The sequence below is a fragment of the Streptomyces sp. NPDC031121 genome (assembly GCF_055570615.1).
The window spans coordinates 193,083-212,072 of the sequence record NZ_JBVIGV010000007.1; the positions used below are offsets into that span (position 1 = coordinate 193,083).

The 18,990-nt window shown below is 76.6% G+C and carries 22 protein-coding genes; 12 read left to right on the forward strand and 10 right to left on the reverse strand.

The features are described from left to right. Positions 1-31: 31 nt before the first annotated feature. Positions 32-880, reverse strand: a complete 849-nt coding sequence (locus tag ACZ462_RS15055; protein WP_467806357.1) for a universal stress protein — start codon at positions 878-880, stop codon at positions 32-34. Between the two features lie 185 nt (positions 881-1,065). Between ACZ462_RS15055 and ACZ462_RS15060 the strand changes: the two genes are divergently transcribed. Then, positions 1,066-1,917, forward strand: a complete 852-nt coding sequence (locus ACZ462_RS15060) for a DMT family transporter (protein WP_467806356.1) — start codon at positions 1,066-1,068, stop codon at positions 1,915-1,917. Positions 1,918-1,948: 31 nt separating this feature from the next. On the opposite strand, the gene ACZ462_RS15065 is transcribed toward ACZ462_RS15060, so the two are convergent. After that, positions 1,949-2,608, reverse strand: coding sequence for a CBS domain-containing protein (locus tag ACZ462_RS15065; protein WP_467806355.1), 660 nt, complete (start codon positions 2,606-2,608; stop codon positions 1,949-1,951). 315 nt (positions 2,609-2,923) lie between these two features. On the opposite strand from ACZ462_RS15065, the gene ACZ462_RS15070 reads away from it, so the two are divergent. From ACZ462_RS15070 to ACZ462_RS15085, 4 genes are all read left to right on the forward strand, one after another. After that, on the forward strand, positions 2,924-4,000 hold the full coding sequence (locus ACZ462_RS15070; RefSeq protein WP_467806354.1) for a zinc-dependent alcohol dehydrogenase family protein: 1,077 nt from the start codon (positions 2,924-2,926) through the stop codon (positions 3,998-4,000). 5 nt (positions 4,001-4,005) lie between these two features. Then, complete coding sequence (locus ACZ462_RS15075) at positions 4,006-4,689, forward strand: helix-turn-helix domain-containing protein (protein WP_467806352.1); 684 nt, start codon at positions 4,006-4,008, stop codon at positions 4,687-4,689. A gap of 84 nt (positions 4,690-4,773) precedes the next feature. Then, positions 4,774-5,223 (forward strand): universal stress protein, encoded by a 450-nt coding sequence (locus ACZ462_RS15080; protein WP_467806351.1) that lies wholly within the window; start codon positions 4,774-4,776, stop codon positions 5,221-5,223. 66 nt (positions 5,224-5,289) lie between these two features. Then, positions 5,290-5,880 carry an Rv1733c family protein gene (locus ACZ462_RS15085; protein ID WP_467806349.1) on the forward strand — a complete coding sequence of 197 codons (591 nt, stop codon included), beginning with the start codon at positions 5,290-5,292 and terminating at the stop codon, positions 5,878-5,880. 10 nt (positions 5,881-5,890) lie between these two features. Here the strand turns inward: ACZ462_RS15085 and ACZ462_RS15090 are convergent, their stop codons facing one another. The 3 genes from ACZ462_RS15090 to ACZ462_RS15100 are packed head-to-tail and all read right to left on the reverse strand — an operon-like array spanning position 5,891 to position 8,113. Beyond that, positions 5,891-6,469: a CBS domain-containing protein gene (locus ACZ462_RS15090; RefSeq protein WP_467806444.1), complete on the reverse strand. Its 579-nt coding sequence runs from the start codon at positions 6,467-6,469 to the stop codon at positions 5,891-5,893. A 55-nt stretch (positions 6,470-6,524) separates the two neighbouring features. Further along, positions 6,525-7,397 (reverse strand): universal stress protein, encoded by an 873-nt coding sequence (locus ACZ462_RS15095; RefSeq protein ID WP_467806348.1) that lies wholly within the window; start codon positions 7,395-7,397, stop codon positions 6,525-6,527. 32 nt (positions 7,398-7,429) lie between these two features. Next, entirely contained in the window at positions 7,430-8,113 is a 684-nt protein-coding gene (locus ACZ462_RS15100) for a CBS domain-containing protein (protein ID WP_467806347.1), read from the reverse strand. A gap of 273 nt (positions 8,114-8,386) precedes the next feature. On the opposite strand from ACZ462_RS15100, the gene ACZ462_RS15105 reads away from it, so the two are divergent. Both ACZ462_RS15105 and ACZ462_RS15110 read left to right on the forward strand, forming a co-directional pair. After that, positions 8,387-9,295, forward strand: coding sequence for a universal stress protein (locus tag ACZ462_RS15105; protein ID WP_467806346.1), 909 nt, complete (start codon positions 8,387-8,389; stop codon positions 9,293-9,295). Further along, the gene (locus ACZ462_RS15110) at positions 9,292-10,155 is read left to right on the forward strand and encodes a universal stress protein (RefSeq protein ID WP_467806345.1); all 864 of its coding nucleotides are present in this window, start codon (positions 9,292-9,294) and stop codon (positions 10,153-10,155) included. The genes ACZ462_RS15105 and ACZ462_RS15110 overlap by 4 nt, the downstream gene beginning before the upstream one ends. Before the next feature lie 126 nt (positions 10,156-10,281). Here ACZ462_RS15110 and ACZ462_RS15115 read toward each other — a convergent pair whose 3' ends face one another. Beyond that, entirely contained in the window at positions 10,282-10,746 is a 465-nt protein-coding gene (locus ACZ462_RS15115; RefSeq protein WP_467806344.1) for a Crp/Fnr family transcriptional regulator, read from the reverse strand. Positions 10,747-10,965: 219 nt separating this feature from the next. Between ACZ462_RS15115 and ACZ462_RS15120 the strand changes: the two genes are divergently transcribed. Then, positions 10,966-11,286: a hypothetical protein gene (locus ACZ462_RS15120; RefSeq protein ID WP_467806343.1), complete on the forward strand. Its 321-nt coding sequence runs from the start codon at positions 10,966-10,968 to the stop codon at positions 11,284-11,286. 36 nt (positions 11,287-11,322) lie between these two features. Here ACZ462_RS15120 and ACZ462_RS15125 read toward each other — a convergent pair whose 3' ends face one another. Further along, complete coding sequence (locus ACZ462_RS15125) at positions 11,323-12,036, reverse strand: response regulator (RefSeq protein ID WP_467806342.1); 714 nt, start codon at positions 12,034-12,036, stop codon at positions 11,323-11,325. Positions 12,037-12,130: 94 nt separating this feature from the next. Then, entirely contained in the window at positions 12,131-13,102 is a 972-nt protein-coding gene (locus tag ACZ462_RS15130; RefSeq protein ID WP_467806340.1) for a helix-turn-helix transcriptional regulator, read from the reverse strand. A 62-nt stretch (positions 13,103-13,164) separates the two neighbouring features. Between ACZ462_RS15130 and ACZ462_RS15135 the strand changes: the two genes are divergently transcribed. Then, a complete protein-coding gene (locus ACZ462_RS15135; RefSeq protein WP_467806339.1) occupies positions 13,165-14,364 on the forward strand; it encodes an epoxide hydrolase family protein in 1,200 nt (399 codons plus the stop codon). 21 nt (positions 14,365-14,385) lie between these two features. On the opposite strand, the gene ACZ462_RS15140 is transcribed toward ACZ462_RS15135, so the two are convergent. Next, positions 14,386-15,474: a hypothetical protein gene (locus ACZ462_RS15140; RefSeq protein ID WP_467806338.1), complete on the reverse strand. Its 1,089-nt coding sequence runs from the start codon at positions 15,472-15,474 to the stop codon at positions 14,386-14,388. A gap of 372 nt (positions 15,475-15,846) precedes the next feature. On the opposite strand from ACZ462_RS15140, the gene ACZ462_RS15145 reads away from it, so the two are divergent. Next, positions 15,847-16,497, forward strand: a complete 651-nt coding sequence (locus tag ACZ462_RS15145; protein WP_467806337.1) for a hypothetical protein — start codon at positions 15,847-15,849, stop codon at positions 16,495-16,497. Here ACZ462_RS15145 and ACZ462_RS15150 read toward each other — a convergent pair whose 3' ends face one another. Beyond that, a complete protein-coding gene (locus tag ACZ462_RS15150; protein ID WP_467806336.1) occupies positions 16,498-17,511 on the reverse strand; it encodes a GlxA family transcriptional regulator in 1,014 nt (337 codons plus the stop codon). A 74-nt stretch (positions 17,512-17,585) separates the two neighbouring features. On the opposite strand from ACZ462_RS15150, the gene ACZ462_RS15155 reads away from it, so the two are divergent. After that, on the forward strand, positions 17,586-18,173 hold the full coding sequence (locus ACZ462_RS15155) for a cysteine hydrolase family protein (RefSeq protein ID WP_467806335.1): 588 nt from the start codon (positions 17,586-17,588) through the stop codon (positions 18,171-18,173). A gap of 151 nt (positions 18,174-18,324) precedes the next feature. Further along, a complete protein-coding gene (locus ACZ462_RS15160) occupies positions 18,325-18,987 on the forward strand; it encodes a hydrolase (RefSeq protein ID WP_467806333.1) in 663 nt (220 codons plus the stop codon). The last annotated feature ends 3 nt before the right edge of the window (positions 18,988-18,990 follow it).

The window sequence follows — 18,990 nt, forward strand, 5'->3', positions numbered from 1 at the left end:
GCGCGACCGCCCGACCCGGCCGGGCCGTACGTCAGTCCAGCGGCACCACGGCGACGGGCGCCGGGCTGTGGTGGATGGCGGCGTGCGCCACGGGCCCGACGTGCGGGCCGAGCTGCAGCTTCCGGGTCCGGCGGCCGACGGCCAGCAGCGCCGCCCCCTTCGCGGCGTCCACGAGCCGGGCGCCCGCCGACCCGGTGACGGCCTCGTGGGCGACCCGGACCCCCGAGTAGGTCTTCCGCCACGGCTCCAGGAGCTCCTCGAGGGCCTCGGCAGCCCGCTGCCCGAGCTCGTCGCCGATATGGGGGTCCATCACCCCGGCGTACACGTAGACGGGGGGCAGGCTCCAGCAGTGCAGGAGGTGCAGCGCGCCGCCCCGGCGCGCGGCCTCGGTGAAGGCGAAGCCGAGCAGCCGGTCGCTGTGGTGCGCGAGGTCGATCCCGGCGACGACCCCGCCGTCCGGGGACGGCCCGCCGGCGTCGCCGTCCGGGGCGCGCACCAGGACGACCGGGTGGCGGGCCGTGCCGACCACGCCCAGCGAGACCGAGCCGGCGAGGAACCCGCCGAGGCTGCCGAGCCCCCGCGAGCCGAGCACGGTCAGCTCCGACTCGTCGGCGGCGCGGCCCAGCACCTCGTCGGGCCGGCCCCGGACGCAGCGCGCGTCCACCTCCAGCGAGGCGGCCTCGCCGCGTGCCTGCTCCGCGGCGGCCGCCAGGAGCGCCGTGGAGCGGCCGTCCGGCTCCCCGGCCCGCGCTCCCGCACCCGCCTCCACGTGCAGCAGCTGCAGCGGCACATCGCGCAGCACCGCCTCGCGCGCCGCCCACGCGACCGCTGCGAGGCTCTCGGGTGAGCCGTCCACGCCCACCGTGACCTGGGCCGTCATGGCATGCCTCCTCCGGGTGTCCGTGCTGCATCCAGCCTGCCGCGGCCGCCGCCGCCGCGCACAGGGCCCAAGGGGGCCGCAAGGGGCCCGAAAGGCCCCTCCCCGGCTGCAAGGGATGGCAGCCGGGGACCCCCGCGCGCGTGTCGCGTACGGCCCCGGCCCGCCCCGCTGGCGATAGTCGGCGCATGGATACCGCAGTGGCGGTGGTGGCCGCTCTGCTGTCCGCCGCGGCCTTCGGCTTCGCCTCCGTCCTCCAGCAGAAGGCGGCGCAGCAGGCGCCCGCGCAGGAGGCCCTGCGGCTCAGCCTGCTGCTCGGGCTGGCCCGCCGGCCCGCCTGGCTGGCCGGCATGGCCCTCGTCGTCCTCTCGTACGCCCTCCTCGGCCTCGCCCTGGCCTTCGGGCCCCTGGTGCTGGTCCAGCCGCTGGCCGCCACCGACCTCGTCTTCGCCCTGCCGCTGCTCGCCCGCCGCCGCGGGATGCCGCTGACCCGGCGGGACACGGCCGGGATCGCCTGCACCGCCGGCGGCATCGCGATGTTCCTGGCGGTGCTGCCGCCCGCGGAGCCCGCTCCGGTGCCGACCGCCGGAGAGTGGCTGCCGGTGCTGCTCGGCCTCGGCGGTGCGGCGGTCGCCCTGGCGGCCGTCGGCCGCAGGAGGCGCGCGCCGGCCCGGACGGCCCTCTACGCGATCGCCGCCGCCCTGATGTTCGCGCTGCTCGACAGCCTGACCAAGAGCGCGGGCGTGCTGTTCCGCGGCGAGGGGCTCGGCGGGCTCGCACACTGGGAGCCGTACGCGGTCGTCCTCGTCGGCGTGATGGGGCTGGTGCTGTCCCAGAGCTCCTACCAGGCGGGCTCCCTCGCGATCAGCCTGCCGATCATCGACTGCCTCGAACCGGCCGGCGCGGTGCTGATCGGTGTCGCCCTCTTCGGAGAGCAGCTCGCCACCTCGCCCGGGGCGCTCGCCGTCCAGGCGGTCGGCGCCGCGACCGCCATCGCGGGCATCGTCGTCCTCGACAGGTCGCCGCTGGCGCGCGCGTGACCGCAGCGCCGGCGGGCGGCCGCCGGGCCGGTCAGGCCGCGGCGGGGGCGCGGAGCCGGCAGCGGACGTCGACGACGCCCTCGACGGTGTGCGCGAGCCGCTCGGCCACGGGGATCAGGCGCTCGTCCCGCACCTCGCCGGTCAAGGTGGCGACCCCGTGCACGACCGACACCCGGACGGCCCCGTGGGACAGCGGGAACAGCCGCTCGACGACGGTCCGGCGGATCTCGCCGGCCAGCTCCTCGTCCGGCCGGAGGAAGACCTTCAACAGGTCGGACCGGCTGACGATGCCCCGCAGGGTGCCGTCGGCGTCGACGACCGGGAGCCGCTTGACGTGCCGGACGGCCATGAGGCGGGCCGCCTGCGGGAGCGTGGCGTCGGGGCGGACCGTCGCCGCAGGGCTCGTCATCAGCTCCCCGGCGCGGACCGAGCCGGCCTTGGCGGTGTCGGAGAGGCGGCGCATCTGCTCGATCATGCCGGGGCCGCGCTCGTGGAACTCCTCCTTCGGCAGCAGGTCGGCCTCGGAGACCACGCCGACGACCCGGCCCTCGCCCTCCACCACGGGGAGGGCGGTCACCTTCCAGCGCCGCATCGCGGCGGCGATGTCCTTGAAGCCGGTCTCGGGCGTGACCGCAACGACCTTGGCGGTCATCACGTCTGCGACGGTGTACGGGCTGGAGCCGGAGGTCATGGCGCGCTCCTCGGCGTGCGTGCGGCGAGCGGGGCTCGGCTGCCGTGTGGTGCGGACACACCCACCCTGCCCCGGCGGGCCGCGGCGGGGGAGGGCCGCCCGGGGCACACCGCGGGGCCGTCCGGCCCCGGCCCCGCCGCCCGCCCCGGTTGCGGCGGCGCGGGGGCGCGACACCCTGGAAGGGCCCACCGGTCCCCGGAGGGGCCCGACCGGCCCAAGCGCGGCGGCGGTCCCGCTGGACAGCCTGGCATCGACACCTCCGCGCACACGACACTTCCGCGCACAAGATCCGCGCACAAGAGAGAAGGCCGCGCCATGAAGGCACTCGTCTTCCACGGGCCCGGACAGACCTCCTGGCAGGACGTCCCGGACCCCTCGGTCAAGGACGCCGGCGACGGGATCGTCCGCGTCGACGCCGTCACCATCTGCGGTACGGACCTGCACATCGTCAAGGGCGACGTACCCGAGGTGGAGCCCGGCCGGATCCTCGGCCACGAGGCCGTCGGCACCGTCGTCGAGACCGGCGGCGACGTCCGCAGCGTACGCCCCGGAGACCGGGTCCTGATCTCCTGCATCTCCGCCTGCGGCCGGTGCCGGTTCTGCCGCGAGGCCCGCTACGGCCAGTGCCGAGGGGGCGGCGGCTGGATCCTCGGCCACCTCGTCGACGGCACCCAGGCGGAGTACGTGCGGGTCCCCTTCGCCGACCTCTCCGTCCACCCGCTGCCCAGCACCCTCGCCGACCACGAGGCCGTCCTGCTCGCGGACATCTTCCCCACCGCCTACGAGGTCGGCGTCCTCAACGGCGGCGTCCGCCCCGGCGACACGGTCGCCGTGGTCGGCGCCGGCCCCATCGGCCTGGCAGCCATCGCCACCGCACGCCTCTACAGCCCCTTCCGCATCATCGCCGTCGACCTCGCCGCCTCCCGGCTGGACGCCGCCCGCCGGCTCGGCGCCGACGCCACCGCGACCGCGCGGGAGGAGCCCGAGCGGCTGGTGGCGGACCTGACCGACGGGCTCGGCGCGGACGTCGTCATGGAGGCCGTCGGCCTGCCGGAGGCGTTCGAGCTGTGCACCCGGATGGTCCGCCCCGGCGGACGCGTCGCGAACATCGGCGTCCACGGCAAGCCGGCCGTCCTCCACCTCGAAGACCTGTGGATCAAGGACGTCACCCTCATGACCGGCCTCGTCGACACCCACTCGACGCCGATGCTCCTGCGGATGGCGGCGGCCGGCCGCCTGCCCGGGACCGATCTGGTCACCCACCGCTTCGAACTCGGCCGGATGGAGGAGGCGTACGACGTCTTCTCCCGGGCCGGCGACACCGGCGCCCTCAAGGTCGTGCTCGGCGGACCGCAGCACGACACCGTCGCCGTACCGCCACGGGAGCAGTGATCACCGTGCAGAGCAGCCCGCGCACCCCCCGCCCGGCCTCCGGCGCGCCCACCGGCCGCACCGACCTCGGCCGCCGCCTCGCCGCCCGCCGCGCCTCCCTCGGCCTGAGCCGCGAGGAACTCGGCCGGCTGTGCGGAGCGGACGCCAACTACATCGCCTACCTGGAGGAGCACGCCGCCTCCCCGTCCATCGGCACGCTCATCCGCGTCGCCGACGCACTCGGCGTGACCGTCGACGACCTGACCGGCGCCAGCTCCGACCGGCCGCCGGGCCGGGCCGAATCCCGGCGCGACTCGGCACTCGTCGCCCTGGACGAGGCCGAATGCCGGCGGCTGCTCGGCACTCACGGGGTCGGGCGCATCGCGGTGTTCACCTCCGAGGGCCCGTCCGTCCTCCCCGTCAACTACATGACGGCCGGCCCGGCCATCGCCTTCCGCACCGCCGCCGACACGGCCGCCGCGCGGGCGGGCGGCACCGAGGCCGCCTTCGAGGTCGACCGCATCGACGACGTCACCGCCGAGGGCTGGAGCGTGCAGGCCGTCGGCCTGCTCGAAGCCGTCACCGACCCGGACGAGCGCCAGAACCTCGTCGTCACCGCCCGCACCCACCCCTGGGCCGGCGGCGTCCGCGTCCACTGGATGAAGCTGACCCCCGTCCGGCTCACCGGCCGCCGCGTCGTGCACGGGTGACGGGGCCCGGCGCCGGGCCCGCTCGCCTGGCGGGGCGCACCCGCCTCGCCCACGCTGGACGTAGGGAGTCGGAAGGAGTGAGGCATGGGCACACAGCATGAGGCTCCGCGGATCGTGGTGGGCGTGGAAGGATCGCCCTCCTCGCAGGCCGCCCTGCGCTGGGCGGTGCGGTACGCCGGCCTCGTCGGCGGCAGGGTCGAGGCCGTCACCGCCTGGGAGGTCCCCGGCGAGGCGTCCTGGTCCGCCCCCGCCGTGGACACGGCGTTCGACGAGGAGGACGCCGAGCGGCGCCTGGTCGAGGAGGTCCGCACCGTACTCGGCGAGGACGGCGCCTCCCTGGTCCGCGAGCGCCTGGTGCACGGCCACCCCGTCGAGGTCCTGGTCGACGCGGCGAAGGGCGCCGACATGCTGGTCGTGGGCAGCCGCGGCCGCGGCGGCTTCCGGCGGGCCCTGCTCGGCTCGGTCAGCCAGCAGGTGGCGCTGCACGCCCCCTGCCCGGTGACCATCGTCCGCCCCGAGGCCCCAGCGGGGTGAGCGCCCGGCCCGCCGCCTGAGCGGGGCGGTCCGGCTCCCGGTACGTACGCAGCGCGGAGGTGCGCCATGGACGACCGGACGACAGGAGCGGGGGCGAACCCGCTCCTGCGCAGCTCCGACCGCGCCCGCCGGTGGCTGCGCCGCGCCTTCGCCGCGGCCTGCCTGGTCGCCGCCGTCTGCGGGGCCGCCGCCGGGCTCGCCGCCTGGACCGACGGGACCCGCGACGCCGAGGCGGTCGCCCGCCAGCGGCACGCCGTGACCGCCACCACCGTCGGCACGACCGGCTACCGGGCCGGGGACTGGCCGAGCGACCGCACCTCCACCGCGGCCTCCGCCACCTGGCAGTACCCGCCCGGCCGCGCGCACACCGACACCGTGCCCGTCCCGCCCGGCACACAAAAGGGGGACACGGTGCGCGTGTGGGTCGACGACCGGGGCCGCGCCGCCTCCGCACCCCCCGGCACCGCCGAACTGGCCCTGGAGGCCTTCCTGCTCGGCGCGGCCGCGCTCACCGGGGTCCTCCTCGTCTCCGGGGCGCTCGTCCGCATCGGCCTCCGCGCCGTCGACGCGCGCAGCGCCCGCGCCTGGGAAGCCGAGTGGGAGGACGTCGAGCCCCGCTGGAGCGGCCGCCTGCGCCCCGGTCCCGGCGACGGCTGACGGCGGTTCACTAGCCGCCGATCAGCCTGTTGTCGACGTCCACGACGCCGTCGACGCTCTGGCAGAGCCGCTCGACGACCGGCAGCAGTTCGGCCCGGGGGACCGTCCCGCTGAGGACCACCACCCCGTCGTCCACGTCCACGGTGACCGACGAGGGGGCGATGCGGAGCGTGCGGACGAGGACGTCCTCGACGATCTCCGCCCGGATGGCCTGGTCGCGGCGGAGGAACAGCCGGACCAGGTCGCTGCGGCTGAGCACGCCGATGAGCCGGCCGTCCGCGTCGACGACCGGCAGCCGCTTGACCCCGTGCCGCTGCATCACCCGGGCCGCGCGGACCACGCTCCACTCCGGGCGGGCGGTCACCGCCGGGCTCGACATCAGCTCGCCCGCCGTGGACATCCCGCCGGCCCGGCGGCGCAGCAGGTCGGCCTCCGAGACGACGCCGACGGGGCGCCCGCCCTCGTCCACCACGGGCACGGCCGTGATGTCGTACTCGTGGAGCAGCCGGGCGACCTCCTTGAACGCCGTGGCCGCCCGGACGCCCACGGGGTGCGGCGTCATCAGGTCCGCGACGCTGCGGTGCCGGATGCCCGCGCTCCCCCCGGGCGGGCCGCCCCGCGCGGCCTGGTCCCCGGAGGCGCCGTCAGTCATGCGCGACGACGGCGACGGGGGCCGCGGCGTGGTGCAGCACCGCGTGGGCGACCGATCCCAGGTGCGGGCCCAGCCGGGAGCGGCGCCGGCGGCGCCCGACCACGACCAGGGCCGCACGGCCGCTCTCCTGGACGAGCCGCTCGCCGGCCGACCCGCGGAACACACCGGCGGTGACCGCCACCTCGGGGTACTTCTGCCGCCAGGGCAGCAGCATGTCCTCGACCATGCGGGTGATGCTGCGGCCGATGTCCCGCTCGTTGTCCGGGTCGAAGAAGGGCACGTACGTGTAGGCGGGGGGCATCTTCCAGCCGTGCACCGCCCGGAGCGGGCAGCCGCGCCGGGCCGCCTCCTCGAACGCGAAGTCGAGCACCCGGTCGCCTGCCTCGTGGATGTCGACCCCGACGACGATCTCGGCACCGGCGTCGGTGTCCGCCCCGTCCGGGGCCTCGTCGGCGGTCCGCACGAGCACGACCGGCGTGTCGGTCGCCACCACCGCGGACAGCGCCACCGACCCGAGCAGGAAGCCCGCCAGGCCGCCGACGCCGCGCGAGCCCAGCACCAGCAGCGCCGCGTCCGACGCCTCCGCCGCCAGGGCGGCCGCAGGGCGCGCCGTCGGGCAGCGGGTCGTGATCGCCAGCTGGGGATGGCGCCGGTGCAGCTCCTCGGCCGTCTCGGTCAGCGCCCGGTCGGCCCACCGGTCCGCGTCCTGTCCGCCCACCCCGGGGAACAGCGGGTCGAGCGGCCAGTCGACGGCGTGGACGAGCCGCAGCGGGACCCGCCGCAGTACGGCTTCACCGGCGGCCCAGCGCGCCGCCGCCCGGCTCTCGGGGGAGCCGTCGACGCCGGCCGTCACGTGGTCGTCCATGGGGTGGGGTTCCTTCCTGCGGGGGCCGGGCGTCACCACGGCATCGCCTGCCGTGTCCGCCCGGCGGGGGTGCTTGCGGTGTCGTCGGAGAGGGCCGTGACGTGCGAGGCGACGGCGACGACCCCGTCGAGCCGTTCGACGAGGTCGAGCAGCAGGCGGAGCCGGCTGCGGCGGGCCACCGTCCCGTCCAGGGTGACGACGCCGTCCACGACGTGCACCTCGACGTCGCCGTCCGGGACCTCCGCGGTGTCCGCGAGGATCTCGCCGACCCGGTGGCGGATCTCGGCGTCCGGCCGCAGGAACACGCGGAGCAGGTCCCGGCGGGTGACGATGCCGACGAGCCGGTCCTCCACGTCCACGACGGGCAGCCGCTCGATGCCCCGGCGCGTCATCAGGCGCGCCGCGTCGGCGGCCGTCTCATCGGCGCGCACGGTGACCGCGGGCGCGGACATGAGGCCGCCCGCGGCCGGCGGCCCCGCCGCCCGCCCGTCCGGCGCGTCCGCGGCTTCCTGCGGGCCGGGCCGCAGGGCCGGGGCCGAGCCGGCGAGGAGATCGGTCTGCGAGACGACGCCCACCACCCGGTCCTCCTCGTCCAGGACGGGGACCCCTGAGACGTCGTACTGGGCGAGCAGCTTCGCTATGTCCTTGAAAGCGGTGTCCGGAGTGACGGAGACGACCTCGTCGGTCATCAGGTCCGCCACCTTGATGTGCTTCATGAGGCCCTCCTCCTGCCCTGCCGTCGCGGCACGCGGCCGACGCCCGTGCTGATGTGCCACCACCCTCCGCCGGAGCACGGGCGCACGGCGAGGGCCGAACGGGCCCGTCCCGGGGCCGGACGGGCCAGCCCCCGGACCGGACCGGCCGGACGGCGGCCCGGCAGCGGCAGTGGGCCGTTCGGCCCCGCCGGCGGTCCCGGGCGGCCCTCCTGCCGCCGCGCTCCGGGTGCCAGCGTGGACGGTGTCCCATAGGCTCCTCGGTCGGGAGGCACCGTGGAAAGCACCGTCCGCACCCCGGACACCAGCACCGTCGCCGTCGGCGTTGACGGCTCGGACCCCGCACGCCGCGCCGCGCTCTGGGCCGCGGGAGAGGCCGAACGCCGCGGCGTCCCCCTGTTCGTGGTCCACGGCGCCGACACCGACAGCCGGGCCCTGTACGCGTCAGCGGAAACCCTGGAGAGGGTCCGCGCGGCCGGCCGGGCGATCCTGGACGACACGGCGCGCGCCGTGGCCGCCGCCCACCCCGGCCTGCACGTGTCCACCGAGTTCAGCCGCGCGGACGCCGTCACCAGCCTCCACCGGGCCGCCGGCCTGCACGGCACGATCGTCGTCGGCAGCCGCGGTCTCGGAGGCTTCCAGTCGCTCATGCTCGGCTCCATCGGCCTCGACACGGCGGCCGGGGCAGAGGTGCCGGTCGTCGTGGTCCGCGGAGCCGACGAGGCGGAGGACCGCGGCACCGTCCTCGCGGCCGTCCGCGACGAGCACGACCTCGTGTCCGCCCGCTACGCCGCCAGGGAGGCCGAACTGCGCAAGGCCTCCCTTCGGCTGCTGCACGTGTGGCACGTGCTGCAGTCCGCGGGCAGCGTCGCCCCGATGCTCGACGACGTCGACGCAATCGCCGGCCGGCACGCCGCCGTCCTCGAAACCGTCACGGACGCGATCCACGAGGAGTTCCCCGGCCTGGACGTCGAGGGCGCCGCCGCCAAGAGCGTCTCCGTGGCGGGCGCGCTCGTCGAGGCGTCCGCGGAAGCCGACCTGCTCGTCATGGGCGGCCGCAGGGCCCCCACCGCGCTCGGCCTCGGCCGCAACCTCGGCAGGGCGACCCACGGCGTGCTGCACCACGCCCACTGCCCCGTCCTCCTCATCCCCCGCACGGGGACCGGCCCGGGGAGCCGGACGTGACCGCCGGGCCGGAGGCCGCGCACGGCGTCCTCGTGGGCGTCGACCCCGTCCGCGAGTGGCACCTCGCCGTCGCCTGGGCCGCCGACGCGGCCCGTCGGCGCGGGCTCCCGCTGCGCCTGCTGCTCGCGGTCCCGCCCCCGCACGACACCCACCGCGCCGACGACTCCCCCCGGCAGGCCGCCCTGCGCCGGGCGGCCGGCGACCGGCTGGAGCAGGTACGGGACTGGGTGCGCGAGCGGTACCCCGACCTGCCGGTCGACGGCGACCTGCGGGACGGCTTCCCCGCCCCGGTGATCGCAGGGGCGTCCCGGCACGCCCGGATGGTCGTCCTCGGCTCCCGCCACCTCGGCCGGTTCGCCGAGGTGCTCAGCGCCGGATCCCTCGCGCTCCCGGTGACGGGGCAGGCCGCCTGCCCGGTCGTCGTCGTGGGCGAGGCCGGGCACACGTCCCAGGATCCGCCGTACGTCGTCGCCGGGATCGACGGCAGCGACGCCTCGGCCGCGGCCCTCCGGTTCGCCTTCGACGAGGCGGACCTCCACGGCGCGGCCCTGCGCGCCGTCTCCGTGTGGCAGCCGCCGCTCTTCCCGCCGCACAGTGAGGAGTCTGCCCTGCGGACGCAGCGGGCCCTGCTGGCGGAGGCCACCGCCGGACTGTCGGAGAAGTACCCGGACGTGCGCCTCACCCACGAGGTGCCGGTCGGCCACCCGGTCGAGGAGCTGGCCCGCGCCGCCGAGCACGCCCTGGCCGTCGTCGTCGGCCGCCGCGGCCGCGGCGGCTACTCGGGTATGCGGGTGGGGTCCACCGTCCACGGCCTGCTCCACCGGGCGCACTGCCCCGTCGTGACCGTCCCCGCCGGATGAACAGAGCCGGATGAACAGCGGCCCGGACCGCACCGGTCCGGGCCGCTGCCGGCCTGCGCGGGGCCGGCCTGCGCGGGCACGAGGCCGGCGCCGCCCGGCACCGGCCGCGCGCCCGGCGCGGCGGCGTCAGACGACGCTGCCGCTGCCGTAGGGGGCGTACAGGTCGAGCAGCCGGATCCGCGTGGCGTGCAGGCGGTGGGCGAGGACCTGGCCCACCCAGTGGCCGATGGCGTACCCGAACGCCGGGTCGTCCTGCATCAGCGCCCGTACCTGCTCCGCGTCGAACTCGTAGGCCCGTACGGGCGTCATGGCCTCGGCGCCCAGCCGCCAGGTGCACGGCTTGAACAGCCACGAGCAGCCGACCAGCTCGCCGGCGCCGAGGCTCTCGACGACGGCCGCGCGCCGTCCGGGCACATGGACGTCCAGCGTCACGGTGCCCGAGCGGACGATCCAGAACCGGTCCGCCCGGCCGCCCTCGCGGAAGATGCGGGTGCCCTCGGCGAAGTTCACCTCCCGGGCCGCCTCCATGAGACGGGCGCGGTGGTCGGCGGGCAGCGCCGCGGCGATTCGGGTGGGAGAGGGGGTGCTCATGGGACGGCCTCCCTGGCTCGGGTCACTCCAGTCTCGGCCCTGCGCCGCCGCCCCGCATGGGCCCTGCGGCCCCTCCCCGGGTCCGAACGGCCCCCGCGGCCCGGCCGGCACCCGCCGGACCGCCTGCCCGCGCGGCGGCGGGGCCGGTCGGCCCTGGCGGGAGCCGCGCGGGCAGGGCAGCATGGCAGTCACACCACCACTGCTGCCGAGGTGACTGACATGGCATCCACGACATGGACCACCACGGGGGTGTTCACGGGCCCCGGAGGCGTGCGCACGGCCGAGGCCGGGACGCTGGCCGGAGAGCTCGCGGTGCGCACCACGTGGGAGCCGCAGCAGGCGCACGTCGCCGTCCAGTACGTCGGGGACACCGAGTGGTACCCGCTGGCCGGCAGCCCCGTGCCGTGCCCCACTGCGGACGTCGGCCGCACCGTCCACCAGGGCGCGGTGGACGCGGTACGGGCCGGCGGGGCGGTTCCCTTCACGCTCCCGGCGGCCGTCCGGGCCGCGTACGGCACGCCCACCCGGCCCGGGGGCTGAGACCGCCCGTCCGCTGAGCCGGCGGGGGACGCCGGCTCAGCGGACGCGGCGGTGTTCCCCGTCCTCCCGCTGCCGGTCGTGGATCTGCGCGGCGATCACCGCCGCCTGGACGCGGCGCTCGACGCCCAGCTTCCCCAGCAGCCGGGAGATGTGGTTCTTGACGGTCTTCTCCGACAGGTAGAGCCGCTTGGCGATCTGCCGGTTGGTGAGGCCGTCGCCGATCAGCTCGAGGACCGCCCGCTCCCGCTCGGTCAGCGCGGTCAGCCGGGCGTCCTCGGGGTCCCCGGCGGGTTCCGGGGCGCGCAGGGACCGCATCAGGCGCGCCGTGGTCGACGGATCCAGCAGGGACTGGCCGGCGGCCACCGTCCGCACGGCGGAGACCAGGTCCGAGCCCTTGATCTGCTTGAGCACGTACCCGGCGGCCCCCGCCATGATCGCGTCCAGCAGGGCGTCCTCCTCGTCGAACGAGGTCAGCATCAGGCAGGCCAGCTCCGGCATCGCGGAGCGCAGCTCCCGGCAGACCGTGATGCCGTCGCCGTCGGGGAGGCGCACGTCGAGCACGGCGACGTCGGGCCGCAGCGCGGGCCCCCGGGCCAGCGCCTGCTGCGCGGTGCCGGCCTCGCCCACGACGGTGATGTCGGGCTCCGCGCCGAGGAGGTCGCGCACACCCCGCCGCACCACCTCGTGGTCGTCGAGGAGGAAGACCTTGATCGGTGCCCCGCCGGGGGCGCTCGGTGCGTCGTCGGACATGTCCCAGCCACCTGATCCGAGCCGATTCGCGTCATGTATATGCTTCCTCCCGCATTGTCGCAGCAGTGCGGGGGTCCGGAAGCCCGCCCCGCCGTCACGTCCCCGGCGCCGTGCGGACGGCGCCGAGGCAGCGGGCGGCCTGGGCGGCCAGGGCGTCGGCCAGTTCGGGCGGGGCGACGGCGAGGGTGAAGTCGGTGTCCACCGAGGTGATCATCCAGGCGAGGTCGCGGGCGGAGTCGGCGCCCAGGTGCAGCAGGCAGCTGTGCTCGTCGACGGGTTCGACGACCCCCATCCCGGGCCAGACGCGGTCGGCGGCCACGGCGGCGGGCTCGTGCAGGACGACGGTCGCCTGGAAGGGCCAGGTCTGCGCCGACAGGCGCAGCGCCAGATAGGCCGCGGCGTCGTTGCCGGGCAGCTCGCGGGGCGTGAACCGGGGGCCGGTCGGGGTGCGCGGTACGAGACGGTCGACGCGGAAGGTACGCCAGTCGGCGCGGTCGGTGTCCCAGGCGACCAGGTACCAGTGCCGGTCGAAGCTGACCAGGCTGTGCGGCTCGACCGAGCGGACCGCGGTGCCGACGCGGGGACTGGCGTAGTCGAAGCGCAGCCGCTCGCGCCGGCGGCACGCCTCGGCGACGGCGACGAGGGTGTCGGGGCGGACCGCGGGGGCCGGCGGCGTACCGGCCCGGACGGTCGCGGCGTGCAGGGTGGCGACCCGGTGCCGCAGCCGGGACGGCAGCACCTGCTCCAGCTTGGCCAGGGCGCGCCCGGCGGCTTCCTCGGCGCCCTGCACCGAACCGCCGACCCCGGTGCGCAGGCTGAGGACCACGGCGACGGCCTCCTCGTCGTCGAGGAGCAGCGGCGGCAGCTTCCCGCCGGCGCCCAGCCGGTATCCGGCGGTGCCCTGCGTCGCCCGGACCGGGTAGCCGAGGTCGCGCAGCCGCTGCACGTCGCGCCGCAGGGTGCGCCTGCTGACGCCGAGGCGTTCGGCGAGCTCGCCGCCCGGCCAGTCGCGCGGCGTCTGCAGCAGGGACAGCAGTCTCAGCAGCCTTCCGGAGGTCTCCCGCATGGCTCCAGGGTGCCGCACGCTTGGGACAGTACCTGACCCAAGCGGTCCGTAGCGTCGCCGCCATGACCACCGAAACCCCTGCCGGTATCCGCCCGTTCCGCATCGACGTCCCCGAGGGCCGGCTCGACGACCTCCGCTCCCGCCTCGCCGCCACCCGCTGGCCCGACGAACTGCCCGGTGTCGGCTGGAGCCGCGGTGTCCCGTCCGCGTACCTGCGGGAACTGGCCGGCCACTGGCTCACCTCCTACGACTGGCGGGTCCACGAGGCCGCGCTCAACGCCCACCCCCAGTACCTGGCGGAAGCAGAGGGGCAGACCGTCCACTTCCTGCACGTGCGCTCCCCCGAGCCCGGCGCGACGCCGCTGGTGCTGCTGCACGGCTGGCCCGGCTCGGCGGCCGACTTCCTGGACGTCGCCGGCCCCCTCGCCGACCCGCGGGCGCACGGCGCCGACCCGGCCCGCGCCTTCCACCTCGTGATCCCCTCCCTGCCGGGATTCGGCTTCTCCACCCCGCTGGCCGGGCCCGGGATGGACGCGGCCCGCATCGCGGCCGTCCTCGACGGGCTCATGTCCCGCCTCGGATACGGGCGTTACGGGGTCCACGGCTACGACACCGGCTCGTGGATCGCACCGCAGATGGCCGCGCGGCAGCCGGAGCGCGTCATCGGCGTCCACGTCAACGCCATGATCACCTTCCCCGTCGGCGAGGACGGCGAGTTCGACGGGCTCACCGAGGCCGACCGGCGGCGCTGGCAGGCCCTCCAGGACGCCGACGACAGCTACCTCCAGTGCAACTCCAAGCGCCCGCAGACGGTGGCGTACGCCCTGACGGACTCCCCGGTCGGCCAACTCGCCTGGATCGCCGAGAGGTTCAGGGAGCTCACCGACCCGGCCGGCGGCATGTCCGAGGCCGGCGCCGACCGGGACCGCCTCCTGACCACTGCCTCCCTGTACTGGCTGACCGGCACCGCCGCCTCGGCAGCCCAGATCTACTACGAGGAGACGACCGCGAAGAGCTGGGGCGGCGGCGCGGACACCGCGGACGGCGCCGGCCACGGCGGCTGGGACGCGGCACCCGTACGCGGCACGGTCCCGACCGCCGTGCTGCTCTCCACCCGGGACGTGACCGTCCGCCGCTGGGCGGAACGCGACCACCACGTGACCCGCTGGACGGAACTCGACCGCGGCGGGCACTTCCTCGCGGCGGAAGCCCCCGGAGCGCTCGTCGCCGACCTGCGCGCCTTCTTCGGCGGCCTGCGCTGACGGGGGAGCGGAACGCCCGGATCAGCCGGCGGCCGCGCCCTCCGTACGCTCCAGGGCCCAGCGGCGCAGGTGCCCGTCATCGCCCCCGGTGAGCCACGTCCCGTCGCCGAGGACCGTCACGTCCGGGCCGACGGCGGCCGGGTAGGCCAGCCGCCCGAGCGGGCGCAGGGACGCCGCGTCGACCAGCCAGTGCCGCGTCTGCGGCGGCCCGCCCGCCGGGAACACGCGGCCAGGCACCAGGATGTGGCGCCCGTCGAGGACCTCGGCGGAGCGGAACTCGTCCTCCTCCGGGTCGAGGGCCAGCTCCGCCAGGTCGAGCAGGGCGACCCGTCCGCCCGAGCCGGGCTCGTACACGGCCAGCTCGTCGCGGTCGTCGTCGGGCCACACGTGCTCGGCGTACCGCTGGGTCAGCGTACGGGAGCCGGGGAGGAAGCCGGCCAGCGAGTGCATCCACGTGCCGCCGGCTATGCGGATGCCCTCGGCGGGGTCCGCGGACCCGGTCGGCTCGGCCCACCACGTCGACCAGCTGTGCCAGGCGGTCCAGCAGGACACCGCCACGGCGCCGCCGTCCGGACGCCAGCCCAGCACCGCGCCCGACGCCAGCGAGCGGAGCTGCTGCCGGCCTACGACCGCGCCGGTCGCCGCGTCCAGGAGCAGCAGCCGGTCCCAGGTGTAGTTGCGCCCCGGCTCGGCGTCGTACACCAGCGCCGCCTGCGCCCCGTCGGGCTCCGCCGTCGGCACGACGACGCCGACCAGGCGGCCGTCCGGGCTGAGGGCCGGCGTGGAGTGCGCGCGGGCGGCGCCGTGCCACGGGTCGTGGGCGAACTCCCACCGCGTGCCGCCGCCGGGATCCACCGCCCGCACGGAGGCCGCGCCGGCCACCAGGAACCCGCCGTCGGGTGTGGCGGCCGCCCGCTCCTGCTCCTCCACCCGGAGGGAGGCGACCGGGCCGGCGGCCCCGCCGGCGAGGAACTCCTCCCGGTCGTACGCCTCCAGCAGCCCGCCCGAGCGGACGAGGAGCCGCCCCCCGGCGACCGCCTCGACGTCGCCCCGCGCCCGTACGGTGCCGAGCGGCACCACGTCGATCAGTTCTCCACCGGCTCTGTCCACCCCCGCATGCTCCCAAGCCGTCCGAGCCCGCCGCCAGCGGTTTCCCCACCCGGGCGTCAACCGCGTCCCGCTGCCGTCCCCCCCGGCACGCCGTGCCCGCCAACCGCCCCGAAGGGGCCCGCCCAGTGGCGGCCAGGCGCGCCCGGGCGCGGAAGGCGCCGTGCGCGCGGGAGCGCGCGCTCCGCCGCGCCTCGGGCTCCGCGTAGCGGCGGGCCGGGGCGGGTCCCCCGCCCCGCCGGAGGACACCCTGCCGCCGCCGCGCTCACCGGCCCGCTCGCCGAGGAGCTCCGTCGGCTTGCCGCCCGCCGCGACGACCACGCCCTGACTTGGGAAGCGTGGCAGCCGGGCCTGCTGCGGGCCGCCCGCAGGGTGGTGGCGTGCGCGGCCGCGGCCGAGGACACGCTGCTCGGCGAGATGCTCCGCAGGGCCGCCGAGGCTGCGGGCAGCCACGCCTACGAGGGCCGGGCGGCCGCCGTGCACCGGCGTCTCGCGCCCTACCTGGCCGACCCGGACTCCGACTCCCTGGCCGCCGTCCAGGCTCGCCCGGCCCCGGGCCCCGCCGTGCCCGCCGCCCGCGCCGGGGACGGCCGCCCGTGCGGGTCGGTCCGGTCCGGAGAGGCGCTGGCGCACACCCTGGCCGTCGTCTCCGAAGCGGCCGTCACCACCGCCCTCCAGGCGCTCGCACTCACCGCCGCGGGCATGCCGGGAGCGGCCGGCGGACCGGCCGCCGCCGTGGCCCTCGCCCTCGACCGCTTCCCGCCCGTCGGCGCCGCCGTGCACCCGGTCCGGACGCGGTCCGCGTGGGAGGCAACCGCCGTCGACGCGGGCACCGAGATCCTGGCCGCCCCGGGCTGGCTCCGCAGCGCCACCGACGCCGCCGGCGCCCCCGGGGAGGACCCGCACCCGCTGCCGGGCGGCGGGCCGTCCCCGCTGTGCGGATCGCCCACCGGCTGCGCCGCCGAGGGCGGGAACCCTCCTTCCCGAACACTGCCTCCACCGCCAACGGCGGCGAACTCGGTGTGATCACGAGGAGCCCGCGAATCCCGGAATCGGCTCTTGGTTCGACCCGTCCCCCGCGAACGAGGCGCGGTAGGCGCGCGGACTGGTCCCCAGGCGGGACGCGAAGTGCTGGCGCATGGTGACCTCGCTGCCGAACCCGGCCCGCCGGGCGACCTCGGGCACGGGCAGGTCGGTGCGCTCCAGCAGCCTCTGCGCGGCGGCGATGCGGTGCTCCAGGAGCCACCGCAGAGGCGTGGTCCCGGTGGCCGCCGCGAAGTTCCGCGCGAACGAGCGCGGCGACATGCCCGCGCGGGCGGCGAGCGCGGCGACGCCGAGGGGCTCGTCGAGGTGCGCGAGCGCGTACGCCCGTACGCCGGCCAGCGCGTCCGCGCCGCGGTCGGTGCGGGGCGTCGGGCGCTCGGTGAACTGGGCCTGGCCGCCCGTCCGGAACGGCGCGGTGACCATCGACCGGGCGATGGCCGCGGCCGCCTCCGCCCCGTGCGCGGTGCGCACCAGGTGCAGGCACAGGTCGATGCCCGCCGCGGTGCCGGCGGAGGTCCACACCTTGCCGTCCTCGACGAACAGCGCGTCCGGCCCGACCAGCACCCGCGGGTGCCGGGCGCGCAGCAGGTCGGCCAGCGCCCAGTGGGTCAGCGCCCGGCGGCCGTCGAGCAGCCCGGCCTGGGCGAGGGTGAACGCGCCGCCGCACAGGGCGGCGATGGTGGTGCCGCGCGCGTGGGCGCGGCGCAGCGCCGCGAGGACGGGTTCGGGCGCCGGGGCGGTGTGCTTGTCCAGGCCGGGAACCAGAACGAGTTGGGCGCGGGGCAGCCAGGCGAGGGTGCGGTCCGGTGTGAGGGCGAGCCCGCCCCGCATCGGAACCGGCTCGGGACCGGCGGCCACCCGGCGCAGCTCGAAGGCGGGCACGCCCCGGTCGGTGCGGTCCACTCCCCACACCTCCGTGACGACCGAGACGTCGAAGGCCCGGATGCCGGGGAAGGCGAGAAGGGCGATGCGGTGGGCCGGCGCCGGTCGGTTCATGCCCGGCAGTAAACCATCGATCGCTGTCTTTCCGCCTCCTGGAAGCGGGACCGCGGGCGGGGCAGGATGGCGGCATGGAGATCACGCAGAACACGGCGCTCGTTGTGGTGGACGTCCAGAAGGGCTTCGACGACGCGGCCTTCTGGGGCACCCGCAACAACCCGGCGGCAGACGACAACATCGCCGCGCTCGTCACGGCCTGGAAGGACACGGCCCGGCCCGTCGTCTTCGTCCGGCACGACTCGGCCAACCCGGACTCGCCCCTGCGGCCCGGGTCCGCGGGCAACGCGTTCAAGGACTACGTCGAGGCCGGGCGCGGCAGGGGCGGCGGCCCCGAGCTGCTCGTCACGAAGTCGGTGAACTCGGCGTTCTACGGCACCCCCGACCTCCACGCCTGGCTGCGGGATGCCGGCGTCACCCGGATCGTGCTGGCCGGCATCCAGACCAACATGTGCGTGGAGACCACCGCCCGCATGGCGGGAAACCTCGGATACGACGTCCTGTTCGCCCTCGACGCCACCCACACCTTCGACCTGTCCGGCCCGGACGGCCTGCACCTGACGGCCGACGAACTGGCCCGCGCCACAGCCGTCTCCCTCCACGGCGGCGGCTTCGCCCGGGTGGTCACCACAGCGGCCCTGACGGCCGCCGCCCGCGCCTGAGACGCACTGCGCTCCGGGGACAGCTGCCGGGCACGCAGGGTCAACTCCCCCCGCAGGAACGCCCGTACGTTCGTGTGGTGCCCGCCGCGGGGAACCGCGCGGCGGGCACGGACCGAGCCATCCGACCCTGCACACAGCAGAGGGGACCCCCATGTTCGACGCCACCCAGGTACACGCCGCCCCGAGCGCAGACCTCCTCACCCCCGACAACGCCCTGATGCTGTTCGTCGACCACCAGCCGCAGATGTTCTTCGGCACCGGCAGCGGCGACCGTGCCGCCATCGTCAACAGCACGGTCGGCCTGGCCAAGGCGGCGCGCGCCTTCGGCGTCCCGGCGGTCCTCACCACCGTGGCCGCCGAGTCCTTCTCCGGCCCCCTGCTGCCGCAGCTGGCCGCGGTCTTCCCCGACCAGAAGCCGATCGACCGCACGAGCATGAACGCCTGGGAGGACGAGGCCCTGGTCGAGGCGGTCAAGGCCACCGGTCGCAAGAAGATCGTCCTGTCCGGCCTGTGGACCGAGGTCTGCCTGGTGCTGCCCGCGCTGTCCGCTCTCGCGCAGGGCTACGAGGTGTACGTGGTCACCGACGCCTCCGGCGGCGTCACCCCCGCCGCCCACGAGCACGCGATCGCCCGTATGACGGCCGCCGGCGCCGTTCCGGTGACATGGCTGCAGGTGCTGCTGGAGCTCCAGCGCGACTGGGCCCGCCAGGAGACCTACGGCGCCGTCATGGAGGTCGTCAAGGACCACGCGGGGGCCTACGGCCTGGGCGTCGTGTACGCGCAGAGCATCCTCGGCGCCCACGCCGCCGGCTGACCC